Source organism: Sporosarcina sp. FSL K6-3457 (assembly GCF_038007285.1).
GTDB lineage: Bacteria > Bacillota > Bacilli > Bacillales_A > Planococcaceae > Sporosarcina.
In genome coordinates, this window is the sequence record NZ_JBBOWX010000001.1 from 3,629,763 (window position 1) to 3,644,601 (window position 14,839).

Genomic DNA, 14,839 nt, shown 5'->3' on the forward strand with positions numbered 1-14,839 from the left:
TGTCTAGTATAACGGTTCAAAAAAAATCAGCCTATCTTCTAAATAAATAGAGGATAGGCCGATTTTTATCGTTCGCATGCGATGAAATCTTTATCACGGTCACTCTTTTTGTTAGCATCATAGATTGCCTGAGAGACAAAAGGCTTGTACTTTGTTTTACCGCCAACATTTTTAACAGTCGCTGAGCGTGCCACGCCGCCTTTGTAGACTTTGTTCATCTCTTTACAATTGGCGAACTTGACTACCTTCGGGCTTGCTGCTTCGACTTGCACGGAATTGAAGGAGAAGCTTAGGGCAATGGTTAGGGCTAGTAAAATGCCGAATACTTTTTTCATTATGATGATCTCCTTTCTAAATAACGCCTTCCATCTACTAACAATGGAAGGCGTCTTCAATCATTTGGACAGAATCATCGTTTCACAATGACTTCTTGACCTTGATAATCATTTACTTTTAGATTTTTAATATAGTTGGCATTCAAATTGAGTAATACTGAATTGTTTGGAGTTCCATAATCCACCACACTGATAACTTGATCTATCCAATCTTCAAATACACCATTATTATTAACATCGAAGTAGTGAACCGCATTTCTTCGAGTATTATAATAGATGATATCTTTCGCTTCAGACGCTTTAAGTTTAACGATAAACGAATTATTATTGTTAGACGGTGAAATTGAGGCAATTGAGCTCGCCTGAAGAACTTGGTCATTCAATGTAATTGTAAAATCATTTGCATTTAAAGAATACACATTTTGATTATAACTTAGGATAAGTGAAGTACCATCATAAGCATCAATTGCAGCGCTTCTTAATCCTAATCCATTTTGGTAATTGCTATACAAATAGATATTTTCGACTGCTGGATATGCAACATTGTTAGCATTATCCCGAATGTTATTAATTGCGAATTGGGCTTGTTTAGTCGTCGTGATTCCAGTGTTTGGAATTTCGATTGTGACTGTGACAGACGTATTCTTATCTGTTGACCTAGCATTCGTTGTCACACGAGTTCCATATGGCAATGCCTTTCCATCCCACGTATAGTTACTCAATTCCTGCACGGAACCCAAGTTTACTCCACTCTCATAATCTGTCACTGTATACGTTACTGTTTGATAAGTCGTATTTACCGTTGGGCTACTAGTAATCGGGCCAATCGTTGGACGCGCAGTATCTGTTGTTAATGAGTTTTGGACGGTAAAGTTCTGAAAGTCGATTGCATTCGGATTCGGTATCCCTGCCTTATCCGTCACTGTATAAGCAGGCAGATGCAATTGGTACGAACCATTCGATAAGTACTCAGTAATGGTTAATGTGTTATTCACAACTCCACTATTACTAGTCGTGAGAGCAATTTGTCTAGGTGTCCCTGTTTTTTGATCAATAATCGTCACTGACGTATTCAAACGCCCAATTGCAATGTCCTCCGTAAAGGTAGCAATGATTTTCCCATCTTTATATTCTACAAATGTCATAACTGGCGGTGTAGTATCCTTGCTCAATGTCACATTGGAAGAATATAATGCTGTGCTGTTGCCAACAGTATCTTTAGCGTCAGCATCAATGAATAGCACCGCATTATAGTTATTTACGCTAGGCAATCCTGTACCTGTCAAAATAACGGTTTTAGCATTTGAGCCTGCCGTTGCCGTCAAGTGTGTCACTGTTCCATTCGAATAGACAAGACGAGCTTTTCCAGCAAACGATGCTAGATTCATATTTTTATCGTATACAACTTCTACTTTATTTTCCCCTAACACATTTACTTGTGTCACAGTAGGTGCTACTGTGTCAGCTGAAATCGTAATCGTTGTTTCTGATGGGTTTGGTGCTAGTAAGTTTTGGTTGTAGTCCTTAACATTTAGCATTTTAATTCTCGCTATTGTTCCTGCTGCTACTTGTCTGCTAGTTGTAATGTCTAAACGGTTTGGATCTGTTGGATTGTTGGCGACAGTCGCTGCAATATCATCGACATAAGCGATAGCTCCCGCTGCACTCACAGGCTCATCGAAAAATACAGCAAATGTATTTGTCGATACTTTAGCAGTAGCTGACCCCGAAATAAGCTTCGGTGCTACTTTATCTCTTGCTTTGATGATGGCAGTATATTCTTCAAATTTTCCACCTGCAACAGATTGAATGGCATCCGTTGATTTGAATGCATATTCACCATCAAAAATCCAATTAGCTGTAACCGTTAATGTTTTACCGTCTTCTGATAATGAACCTTTGAGTTGTCCAGGGTTAACAGTTGAACCTGAAACCATCGTGAATGTAATATTTTGAACCTCATTTGAAGAGTTCAGCACACTTGTCTTCGTAACTGGCGTGGCAAATTTAATAGCCACCTGTTTAGCATTAATAGCCGTTACATCTGTCACAAAACGATCATCCGCTGCATTATTAAATGTCATCGCAATCGTTTTTTCTACTTTCACTTCACCTTTTGTTAGTGCCACAACGTAATTTCCAGCAGTCGTACTAGCTGTAACAGTTGCTTTGACCGTTTTGTCAGTCATTAGTGAATTGACATACGTTTGAACTGCCGTAAGCTTGTTAGCATCTGTTGCACTATTACCGCGTGAAACTGTGACAGCTCCCGCCGTTAATTTATTCGCAGCTGCGTCTACTGCTACCTTATCTAATTCGCTTTGCTTCTGCGGCACGCCCATGGCTTCGCTTCTATAGACGAATGCTGCCATTTGTCCGCGTGTAACAAGTGCATTCGGTGAAAACGTTGTAGACGTAGTACCTGTTGTGATTTTATTTGCATAAAGTGTCCGCACAAATTCAATATGCCATTGTCGCTCATTAATATCTTTAAATGGTAGATTGGTAGATCCTACATCTTCAAGCTCAAAGCCAAGTACAAGGATTTTAGCCATTTGTGCACGCGACAAATTATCAGTAGGTTTGAACGTGTTATCTTCATACCCCGTAATGATTCCCGCTTCTACTAGTGCTGCGATGTATTTATAGTTTGGATTTGTTTTGCTAACATCTTTAAACCCCGGATCCTTAACATTAACCAAATCCAGTTCCAATACGAGTGCTAACAGCTTTGCAGCATCCTGACGTGTAATCGCTTGGCCCTGTCTGAATGTACCATCTGAAAAGCCACTGATCATATCTTTGTCGGTATAGTGCATAATCGCATCATAGTGACTCGTTTTAGTTGTAACATCCTTAAATGTCGCCGCTTCAGTATTTACTGGCGCAACAGCTACAAAAGCTCCTGCTGCAACCGTTGTTGCTAACGTAGCTTTGAATATTTTTTTAGAAGTTAATTTTTTCATCTTCATACCTCCAGTTATTGTAGTCGTCTTTGGATATTCTCCATATATACTAGACGAGTAACCTAGCAATTAGTTACAAGACTAACAAAGGACAAATCATTACTACTACCAGTATAATTTAACTGGAATTTTAGTGCAACTCGTCCTAATTAAAGTTCTGCCAAAATTATTGACGAACCATGACTTTTATACTGAATTACTGTCAGAAATGAAATCATTCTTCACGACAATTTTTGCAACCCACAATTCTATCAAATTGCTCCGAAAATTTCCCACACTATATCACCTGCTTATCTAACATTTCTGACGTTCACTCCGATATACTAGATATAAACCTACTACTATACATAGACGTAAGCGACTAGTAGAAATCCACACAATGGAGGTATCACATTTGTTTAAAAACAACTTTTTCCCACTCGCTTTTCTTGTTTTACTATTTTCAAGTTTCTTACTAGCCAGCCCAGCCTCGGCTAATTCACTCGTTACAGGTACGTTTGTCAACGTCACGTATGACGAGGTACAGATTGACAAAAATGTAACGGAAAAGAGATTGAGCACAGTTACCATTAAGAACGAACAAGGTCGTACGATGACATTGTCCATCGACAAGTATGCGACCCTTTCCGTCGATTCCGTTCCGACGACCATTGATGCATTTAAGCTCGGGATGGAAGTCGAAATCGATGTCAATTTGCGCCGGGTAAAAGCGATGCGCGGTTCAACAGGAACAGCTCCTGCAAAAATCGATCACCGCGACAGAGTCGTCACGGGCACTGTCAATCAGATTGACCCAAACGGCGATTTCCTGTCGATTCGACTCGATAATGGACAGTCGAAAACGTACTATTTAAATAATCAAACGGAAGTTATCAAAGGAACGAATTTTTCAGACTTAAGCGTGTTGTACGAAGGAGATCGCGTCAAACTAACCTTCTCCGAATATAATACGAACACCATCCGTTCTATTGAAGCGAATGTACAGGGCATTAAAATCGAAGCCCTCTACAAAGGAACGATTCAGCGCATCGAACCGACAAGCAACAAGCTCATTATGAAAGACGAAAAAATCTTTTTAGACGGAAGATGGCAATCAAATACAAGACTTGGTGCCAACGGCCATAGCAATAGCAGTTACAGCTACTCAGCTAAAGCGCCTATCTATGTAGGTACTCAACCTATTCAAGCGGATCGCCTGCGACAATATGCCAACCATGACGTCTATTTCGTCACTGTCAGTCAATTTGGCAAAGAAGTTATTGAGAAGATGGTCATTAAAGAGAAGAATGAGCGTACTTTTTATGAGCCAATGACATCCGTCAACATAAATTCCAAATCAATCGGCCTGCAAACGAAAGGTACTGTTCGCTATCACGCAGGAACGATTTTAATTAGAAACGGTCGTTTGGTCGATGAAAATAGTTTACTAGCAAGCGGTACTGCCTTCGTCGCAACAGAGAGTAGTTCACGCAGTGAATTTGCCAACGTCGTGCATATTACGAATGATGGCTTCCAAAGCCCGAATTTAACAAATCACGCGATTTATTTTGGACAGATTCATACAGCGAATGCCTATGAACTCACACTCACGAACGCTATGATATTATCGAAAAATAATTACTGGCAACACGAATCAATGCCAACACTGTCGTTTAGTAATGATACGGTGGCCGTTGAGGATGCAAGAGGATCCGTACGCACAATTATTCCGCAGCAGGATGAAATGAAGAGATATGCTGGGAAATACGGGTATTTCTATGTAGAAAACAATCAAGTCGTGGCAGTCCACATCATTGAACCGACTGCACCAACTGCGACAATCGTCTCTACCGGACGGATTGAAGGCATTACACAATCCAATCCTGCCATCATTCGCATTCGCAATGTCAGCCAGTGGCAAGATGGTATGTGGAAAACTGCCGGGAATATTTCCAGGATGAACATTGAGCAAGCAACGATTATTAAAGATGGTAAAGTCATTTCTGTAAACGATTTACGCGTCAATGATCGTCTCTATTTACTTCATGAATCACAAGTAAAAGGTCGTATTCTGTTAGTCAATTAAATGATGTGGAATTGAGTGGGTGCCCGACACCCACTCCCACTAGAAAAGGATGATTCCCAATTACTATTTTACAATTTATCAAAAAACAAGCGATTATTCTTACAGCATTAGCCTTAACGTTCCTACTCGTCGCCCCCCACGCGGAGGCCAAGCCACCTGATTTCAATGGCGGTGTCCTCAACGAGTATGAGTATGAAGAAGTATTCTTTTTAACCGGCTACCCTATCAAATTCACTGGAAAAGCAACCGTTTCTGAAAAAGAAGGGAAAGGCATACTAACCTCTACCTACAAAGTAACCTTATCAAGTACCGCGGGTGATAAATTGACTCGCAGTGCTGTCTACGTATCTGATTTAGACAAACGGGAGGATAAAGGGCAAACAACTGCCCAAACGTCTGTTAAAAGTTTTTCCGAGAAAGTCACAGTTGGCACGACAACGTATACATTAGATGACTACCAGTTTTCACAAGGGGCTGTCAGCGACAATCGCCCCGCCTCCGACTATTACTCAGGCAACATTGTCGGACGCAAAATTTATAAAGTAACATCGAAGGATAAAGCAAAGAAGCCTGAAGAAATCACGGTTCATATTAGCGGACGCAATATGGGCTATGAAAACTTCTGGGGCGCAACAGAAACACAAATTATCGACAATGAAATTATTACGCAATATGGACAGGCTTTTGTCACAAGTAAAGTATCTGATAGCAAATCAAGAACTTTACAATACGAAGCACATAACCCTTCCCTATCTAGCTTTACGGGCGGACATGCTGTCGTTAGTAAGTCTAATATGATTGGCGAGTACACATACAATATTCCTTACGGTGTAGGGAAAGGTGAAATTCATTTATCCCAAGAAAACGTTCCTAAAATTGAACGACTCATCGTACCAAAATTCCGTGACTTATCGACGCATTGGGCCAAAGATAATATTGAACGCTTGTATTCTTTAGGCATATTTGATGAAAAGTCGCAATTTTTCTCACCTAATACGCCTATGCAACGTTATCAGTATACAATTGGTGTATTAAAAGCTGTAGATATTCGTGTGTTGGAGCAACCTAAAAAGAGTAAGACACCTAGAAAAGCCATTTTCAATGATTTAAACCCGAAAGATCCTGACTATCTTTATATTGAGAGCGCTGTGGAAAAAGGGATTATTACAGGTGTAACACCTGACCGATTCGATCCTGATGGTCCCATTACACGAGCGCAGGGTGTCGCTATTTTGATCCGCGCATTAGGCATGGAAGGTCGCGCACCAAGCCCGGGCTATAGAACCAATTATGTCGATAACCATAAAATCCCAAGCTGGGCGAAAGACAGCGTCTATGTAGCTACTGAGCTCGGATTTGTGACGGGAGATAACTTCAATCGTTTTAATGCGAATGAACCATTAACGAGAGCACAGGCATCTGCGTTGCTTGTACGTTTCCTAGATTTCCTAGAAAGTGATTTAAAACAAAACTATCGCGATGATATACTCTTTTTTGAGTAAAGAAAGGACGACGGTATATGACTCATTTCACTAAAAAGACGATTGCTCTTTTCTTTACGCTCGCGTTTGTTTTAGTCATTTCTCCTATTCTTGCCAGTGCAGCAAGTCCGTTTAAAGATGTCAAAACGAATCACTCGGCCTACTCCGCAATTGAATGGGCCTATCAACAAGGCATCGTGAAAGGCTATGCCAACGGTACATTTGCACCGGATCAAACAGTAACAGAAGCACAATTTGTCGATATGCTGATCCGATTTGATTGCTCAGCAGCAGATTCTGTTAAAACATCCACTGCTAACAATTATCGTTATTTACAAAATAAAAACATGCCTATCAATGGCGTAAGCAATACGCAAGCACGTAATTTACCGATTACAAAAGGACAGGTCGCACGCATTGCCGCCGCCTTCCAAGGAGTCGATTTAAGCGAAACACGTGCCGTTCAATATATGTATAAAAATGATTTAGCGAACGGCGCTACTGGTAAAAATGATTACAAGGATTATGGCGCCCATCTTTCTATGACGCGTGCAGATGCGGTTGTATTTTTACAACGTCTGTCGAATGCAGGGGATTGCGAAATGATTGGGTTAAGCAAGCGGGCAACCGGTAGTGACGACAAAACAATTACACTGCCACCCGCTTTTCTTGGTACAGGAACGGTGACATTTAATCCACCGACAGTGACAGCACAACCGCCTGTCGTGACCCAGCCCACTGTCCCCCCTGTGTCAAATGTGGCCGTCGAGGTTGATATTGATAAACCGAAATTGATTGCCAATGGGGTTGATTCGACATTTGTGACAGTGTCATTGAAGGGCTGTACAAATGGCGGCGCGATTGACTATAGTGACTCCATGTCATTCACGGTTAAGTCAGCACTGGGTGCACGAATTGATAGTGCGCAAACTACTATTCCACCGGCATATGATTTGAGGAAAGCTATAGACGATGCTGAGGCGGCTGAAGCTAAATTAAGAGCCGCAAGAAATGAAGTCGACTTGGCAGGAGCCAATTTAAAATACTGGGAATCTGTGTTGGATAAAACGAATGCTAATGGAACGATTATTGGTACAATCCAAGATGTCTTGAAAGCACGAGAACGCCTGACTGAAGCACAACGCTTAGCAACTATCGCTGAAACACAAGCAATAACTGCACGGGCCCATTTAGCAGCAGCGCAGGCCGAGGCAAACAACAGACCGAGCGGCACCAGCGCTGTGAACATGACAGATGGACCTGATATGATTGTCAAAGTCACTGCACCTTACCATACCCAATATCGCACAGACACTTTGACATTCCAGTTGAACCAGTCCAATATCAACTGCGATAACAAGCCGATTACGGTGAACTTGGATTATGCACCACAGGCAGAATTGCGACTTGAGCTAATTCCTAGCAACACGGCATTCAATGGCACGCTTCCCGCTAACGGGGCAACAGCCACACTGAAAGCAACAGTCGTCGCTCCAGGTGGACAAGTTCTTGATCGCTACAATGGGCGCGTTCGATTTAGTTCCACTCAAGGTACTACGTTAACAAATGAATATGTCTGGTTCTCGAATGGAGTAGCAACGACAACCATTGTCTCTCCGAATACGACTTACTCAATTGCGGATGAAATTACTGCAGAATTCGAGGTTATGGATCCATACTATAGAGATACACTAGCCGCTATAGCAAACACAACACAGCGTTTAAAAGTACTCTATGAGCCTACATTGCAAGCTGATACAACTTGCAGCTCAACAGTGCCAGAAGTTGCATTCATTCTTGATGCTTCGGGCAGTATGAGAGCTAGCGATCCATACTATGCACGTGTGACGAAATCACAAGAGCTGATGACAGCACTCGCTGCACAGAGAAATATTGCAGCACAATTTAATTCAAGTGGTAAGTTGCTACACCGTGAAGCTGATACTGTACCAATCGTAAGACCAACATTGAGTAACGTAGGGCAATCAGGTGGCACCAATATTTTAAATGGGCTAAGAACTGCATTCAATAAGTTCACGCCTGGCAATGAACCAAAAGTCGCCATCCTGCTCACTGATGGTAAATCAAATGCCAAACAAACATTAAATATAGTCGCTGAAGCCAAGCAGAAAAACATCAAAATTTACACCATAGGCTTGGGCAATAAAAAGCAATTAAACGAAGAACTATTGCAGCAAATCGCTAAGGACACGGGCGGTCATTATTATCATGTAGCAGAAAGCAGTGAATTGGGTGCAGCCTACCAGTCCATCCTATCTGCCATTACATGTGACATCCCTCCGGGGCCAATTTGCGCGCTATCCAGCCAAGTATTTTCATCACCAACACTAGAAACAATTGGCAATGAATTCTTCATGAACACGTATATCAACGACAACTGTGGAGAAGTTACCCGCGTGGTCTTACGTTTCAATTCATCAGAAGGTAACATCGATTATGAATTAGCCAATCGAAATCGAGGTCAAGGCTACTTCGCGTTGCAAAAAGGAATTTATGAAATCAATAACTTCCACCTGCTCCAAGAAGGCGTCTTCCTTGCCTACAATGCTAAGGGTGAGTTGGTTGGAGAGCAAAATGTACGAATGACAAGACGATAATAGAAAAAGAAGTGCACCTACACTTGCGTTGTAGACTTGCACTTCTTTTTTTTCTTGGTGGTTTGCGCGGGAGGGCAACTTTTGTTGCGCGCGGGAGCTCTCTCATTGCGCGCGAGGGCTCCAACCATTGCGCACGACAATATGATTAAATAGCAAACAGCCCGGCAAACACATACAAATTGTATGTGCGCCGGGCTGTTCTTCGTATTAACTTGGTAGTAAATTTTGTGATTTTGTTTCGAGTACATTACCGTATTTATCTTTCAGTACAAGCGTAATGTTCGAACCACTTGGTATACCTGTAACAATTGAGCTATATTCATTATTGCCTTCATAATGCATATCTGTACCATTTATCGTCATAGCATATACTTCTGGCACCGTATAGGCGACGACTGTATGGAGATCTAAAAATGGTGACTTATTGATAATTAACTTATTAATGTAGTTTTCATTAACGACATTCACTTTAATCGTGATAGTAAATCCACTATCGCCAATCACCCCTTTGACGGTCTGTTCGCCAAGTCCAGTCGTATCGACTGCATCCCATGTCACTGACTCATAGCCTTGCACTTTATCCTTATATGTCACCAATACTCTCTCTGGCAGCTTTGCCTGTTCACCTTGTCTAACGTTAATCATGCCCAACTTCTCAACAGCAATAATATTAGAGTTAATGACGTCAACGGCAAATGCCCGTTCAGCTGTATTGCCAATCGCATCCGTTACGATAATAGTAAACGGATAATTTTTGGCAGTTTTTGCCACTCCAGTCAGTTCACCTGTTTGTGTATTTAATTTCACTCCGGAAGGCAGCGAACCTTTACTTTTAAATTCATAAGGTTCCCTGCCGTGCTTGGCCGTAATCTTTTCCTCATACTCACTGCCCACAGCCGCATTATCTAACTCCACTGTCTCAATTGCTAGGAATGAAGTCGTGATGCCTGCCAGATAATCTAATATCAACTGGGCATCGTCTTGGGTCAACTTACCATTGCCATCGACATCTGCCGATAACAACATTTCTTTCTCAGTGATTAAATTAGTTCCATCGACATGCTGTAAGATCCGCATGGCCGCAGCAGCACTCGGTCCATTATCACTAATTACTCCCCCGATTGGTAATTTCCGCTCGATTTTCCCGTGTAATGGATCGAGTAGTAAATCTGCACCTGCACGGGCTTTTGCCCGTATGTCACCAATTTCCAACTGGACAGTTTGACCCGCCTCAAATTCAGGCGTCAGCGTATAGGTGATGTACCCAACAACAGTTGGTTTATTTACCAATGTAGGTTCTTTTACTCCTTCGAATAAAAAGTCAAACTTCAATACGTTGCCTGTAATATCAAAGAGCGAACGATATTGTGTACCCGCAAAAATACCGGCTGGCTCAAAACTTTGCAATCGAACTCCTTTTTGATCTGCTGGCACCGTCACCGTCGCATTAACAGAAGTCAAATATGTTGTCTTGTAAATCGTAATCGGCACTCTGACTTTATCGCCTAGCGAACGAGTTTCACCCACTTCTAACGTCGGACCTGCCGCGGCATGTACGGTGAGTCCGGACAATACAACCAAGAACATCGCCATGAAGAATGCCCATCCATATTTCAAATGTTTCCTATTCATACTATCCCTCCTCATTTAACCGTAAATTCATGCCGCACAGGTTTGTTCAACTTACCACCACTAATTGAGCGAAGCTGATCTGTAATTTCCAGCGTATGCTTAACTTTAGTATACGGATTTTTCGGTGACACTTTGAATGTCGTCGCATCAATCTGCGTGATAATCACTTCAACAGCCACCGTACCCCTTTTGACAGTAACAGTTTGATTATTAAGCGTCGCTGGATTGTAAGGTGTGCTTAAACGAATCGTCCATTCCTTGTTCACATCAACAGTTCCCGGATGTTCTTTCACTTCACCAGTAAACGGTTTTACTTGCCCATCCAACACTTGCGCAGCTATTTCTCTCCCTTGTGCATCAAATAACTTAACATTTTTCAACGTTAGATTTATCGTGGAACCGATGCTAGCTGAAGGGACAGAAACGGAAAAATCAATGACAGTGCCTTTCATCGACACACCCGTTGTCTGCGCCCATGCCACAGCCACTTTGCCAGGCTCCGCACTATTGAGAGATTTCAACTGGTTAGACCACGCTGTCCCCTCTTTCACAGTCCTCATCGTCAATAATGTCGGATCATACACCATCTCAAAAGATCCACTCGCAATTCGTTCATCACTGTCGATAAAAACAGATAGATTAACCGTCCCAGTCTTTTCCACATAAACCGTAGAAACCCCAACAACAGGCTTGCTAATCGCATGCGCTAGTGTAGCCGGCAATAGCAATATAAACAGACTTAACATTATAAATACTCTTATACTTTTCATAAATAGAACGGGCATGACGAATCATGCCCCTTGCCCCCTTTTTTTTATTAATGAGCTTCGAATCGTAACTGATCCAATGAATAGTATTCAAGTATCAAATCAAATAGATAAGGATTATCAAATAATGTTTGAATTGAATTATAACCGAATGGAATACTCGTATCTGGCTCAAATCCTACAGGATAATGTGTGGCAATGCGCTCCAATTCATCCCCCGCAGCATTATAAGCAATAACCTCAATAAAACTATTAACTGTCAAACCTGCCCGGCTAAATGTATAGCGATTGCCACTCGATGGGTTGGAAACCGGTAGCTCTTGTCCATCTACTCGTACACCTAGTCGACTCACATCACTATGCGCTTCAATATTACCACTGATCAAATACCCCGATGAGTTAAACGTCAATTCTTGAATATATTTCCCTGGTACAACAATACCGATATCATTCAAGTCGTACATAGACATAATCATATCATAACGATTATTATCACTCACAAGATCCGCTAGCGTTTTAATCCCTTCAAGCAAATCGTAAGGTAGCAATACTTGAACAATCGCAGAATCTGTAAACTCTCCGTCTACTGTTCTACCAATAATCGTCGCTTCTCCTACCCCAACTGGCGTTACAATACCATCACGCACAATGGCCACGGATTCGTCTGTACTTGTCCAAATTACTTGCTGATTCGTTGCATTTGTCGGATTAACCCTATAATCGATGGTCGCTTTTTGTGGACCAAAGTTACCATTCGGTTGTTGCATAAAGAGCAACTCTTTTTGCTGGAACACAATCGACGTCACACGACCATCTGCCCCCGCACCTACTGTGACATAGACTGTATACGTTATCGCGTTACCATTCGGCGCTGTAACAATCACTTTTACTTGTGCTTTGCCATCTATAACAGCCAAATTATGCATTTCAACTTTCGAATTGCGGTCTTCTGCTTTTGCTTCTACCATTAACGTTGGAAAATTGCCTGCTGGAACAACATGGTTAACATAAGTTGTCGTATTTGGATTGAATCCGGCAACCGGAATATTATTAATGGACAAGCTATGCAACTTAGCATTAGATGAGACCTTGCGCTCAATCAGATTTCTCCATTTCACTGAACCATTTTGAAGATAGTCTTGTAAAGCACCGTCTACCTCCAAATGTTGGAATGTGAAACCAGTTCCTTCAGCACTGATCATCCCTTTCCCAGTAAGCAACACTTTATGTCTACCTGCTGCACTAAAGTTCAAACGGCTATAATCCTTTGTATAGTTATTCGAACGGTCACTCGCTTTGCCATGGAATTCTATATCACCTAACTGAATAAAGTTACCATCTACACGTAACACACCATCCGTTAAATGACCTTGGTCATTCGATGGTTGCATCATATAGTTATAGTCTCTTTTCGCATGGTTTCGCTGGCTAGATGTTGAAAAATCTCCGTATACATGGACATAGTCTCCATCGCCTTCTCCATAGTTAGCAGTTGTTGTATCCATTGAGCCTTTAATCATCGTCAACCAACCGTCCGCAATGGCATAGTCACCAAAAATACGAACCGTCCCGTGATTGATAAAGAGCTGACCACTCGTTTGGCGAATATTCCCTTTGTCACGCGTTAGAGCCATCGACTCCGCCGAACCGACTTGTACAAGCCCTCCGCCGACATTTAACGAACGATTGGTAGTGAATGCTTCGTCTCGTAAATTGTCACCGTTGATGATTAAATTCCCTTCAATGAACAACTTACCTTTTTGAACGTTGAAAAACCCTTTTTGCGTTACATTTCCTTTTGCCCGAACAGTACCGCCGCCAAGTTCGACACTACCTTCTTGCTCAAAATGATTAGCAACGGACAGTGATTGACCATTCAAATCGAGCACACCTCGGATTTGTTGGTTATAACGGTTGACATTCACTTCCGCAACTGATGCACCACCAAAATCACCGTTTACACGTAACAAACCATTTTGTGTGAATGTTTGACTCACGTTTAATTGACTATTGTTTAAAGCAATGGACGAACCCTTCTTCTGTTCCACATTGTTCGCCGTTATGATGCCACGATTTTCTGCGCGTAGTTGCGCACAAGGCTGCAGAATAATATCGCCTGTAACTGTTAATTTATAACCATTTAAGTCAACTTGGACATTCTCTTGGATTAATAAGCCATTCGGTTCGTTGACATGATCTGTTAATGTCCAATTACTCCCCACTTCCCGTCCACTAAAACCAACGATTGTAGACTTCAATGCCCCCAAATCTTTCCGAAGGTCAATCGAGCGTATTGCATGATGGTAATTTCCACCCGTTTTCTGCGCAATGCTTGTTAAATTCGTTTCGTCAATATCCATTCCAGAACCAAAACCGAATACATGGATCGTTACATCCTGTTCATATGCTTGACGTGCCAACTCTAAAGACTTTTCGTTGTTAATCGAATTCCCTGTCGTCATAGCGATAATCATTTTATCGTTACTACTATTACTTTTAGCAAACTCACCTAACGCTGCCGTAAGTCCCGTACTTAAATCATTACCACCGCGCGTGTTATCATCGTTATTCGAAAATGAGTGCAATGCTGCTCTCGTTTCAAAACGATTAGCTGTTAACTCACTATGCTTTACCGCACGGTCGTTAAAACCTATAACTGCGACCCTATCTTCTTCAGGTAAAGCATCTATATACTGGATCGCTTCCGAAATATACGTATCATTAGATGTTGGATTTGAAGCAATATTTATATTCAACATTGCCTCAGAGTCGTTAATGACAAAAATAACATCTGTCCCTCTATCTACACTACAGCTCTTACCATAGCTACCTTCCGTACTTGCTTGCCCAATTGTTGGCACCCATACAATGGACGCTAACAATAATACTGTTAAAAATAATGTAATTTTCTTATGTACCTTCATTTTTCCTCTTCCTTTCCGATATCTATTATAGGAACTTCAATTTCACCTTGG

At 41.7% G+C, this 14,839-nt stretch carries 8 protein-coding genes; 3 read left to right on the forward strand and 5 right to left on the reverse strand.

Translation table 11 applies throughout. The annotated features are described in order from the left end of the window. Positions 1-65: 65 nt before the first annotated feature. Together N1I80_RS17710 and N1I80_RS17715 are read right to left on the reverse strand one after the other, a co-directional pair. Positions 66-335, reverse strand: coding sequence for an excalibur calcium-binding domain-containing protein (locus N1I80_RS17710; RefSeq protein WP_340739158.1), 270 nt, complete (start codon positions 333-335; stop codon positions 66-68). Between the two features lie 74 nt (positions 336-409). Next, entirely contained in the window at positions 410-3,301 is a 2,892-nt protein-coding gene (locus N1I80_RS17715; RefSeq protein ID WP_340739159.1) for an S-layer homology domain-containing protein, read from the reverse strand. Between the two features lie 394 nt (positions 3,302-3,695). Here N1I80_RS17715 and N1I80_RS17720 point away from each other — a divergent pair, with 394 nt between their 5' ends. The 3 genes from N1I80_RS17720 (at position 3,696) to N1I80_RS17730 (ending at position 9,465) form a co-directional block, all read left to right on the forward strand. Next, entirely contained in the window at positions 3,696-5,366 is a 1,671-nt protein-coding gene (locus N1I80_RS17720) for a hypothetical protein (protein WP_340739160.1), read from the forward strand. 323 nt (positions 5,367-5,689) lie between these two features. Next, positions 5,690-6,868: an S-layer homology domain-containing protein gene (locus tag N1I80_RS17725; protein ID WP_340739161.1), complete on the forward strand. Its 1,179-nt coding sequence runs from the start codon at positions 5,690-5,692 to the stop codon at positions 6,866-6,868. Between the two features lie 17 nt (positions 6,869-6,885). After that, positions 6,886-9,465, forward strand: a complete 2,580-nt coding sequence (locus tag N1I80_RS17730) for an S-layer homology domain-containing protein (RefSeq protein ID WP_340739162.1) — start codon at positions 6,886-6,888, stop codon at positions 9,463-9,465. Positions 9,466-9,672: 207 nt separating this feature from the next. Here the strand turns inward: N1I80_RS17730 and N1I80_RS17735 are convergent, their stop codons facing one another. The 3 genes from N1I80_RS17735 to N1I80_RS17745 all read right to left on the reverse strand — a co-directional run bounded on the left by N1I80_RS17735 (position 9,673) and on the right by N1I80_RS17745 (position 14,788). Continuing rightward, on the reverse strand, positions 9,673-11,097 hold the full coding sequence (locus N1I80_RS17735) for a putative Ig domain-containing protein (RefSeq protein WP_340739163.1): 1,425 nt from the start codon (positions 11,095-11,097) through the stop codon (positions 9,673-9,675). A gap of 11 nt (positions 11,098-11,108) precedes the next feature. After that, a complete protein-coding gene (locus N1I80_RS17740; RefSeq protein WP_340739164.1) occupies positions 11,109-11,843 on the reverse strand; it encodes a cohesin domain-containing protein in 735 nt (244 codons plus the stop codon). 71 nt (positions 11,844-11,914) lie between these two features. Beyond that, complete coding sequence (locus N1I80_RS17745) at positions 11,915-14,788, reverse strand: VWA domain-containing protein (RefSeq protein WP_340739165.1); 2,874 nt, start codon at positions 14,786-14,788, stop codon at positions 11,915-11,917. Positions 14,789-14,839 lie beyond the last annotated feature (51 nt).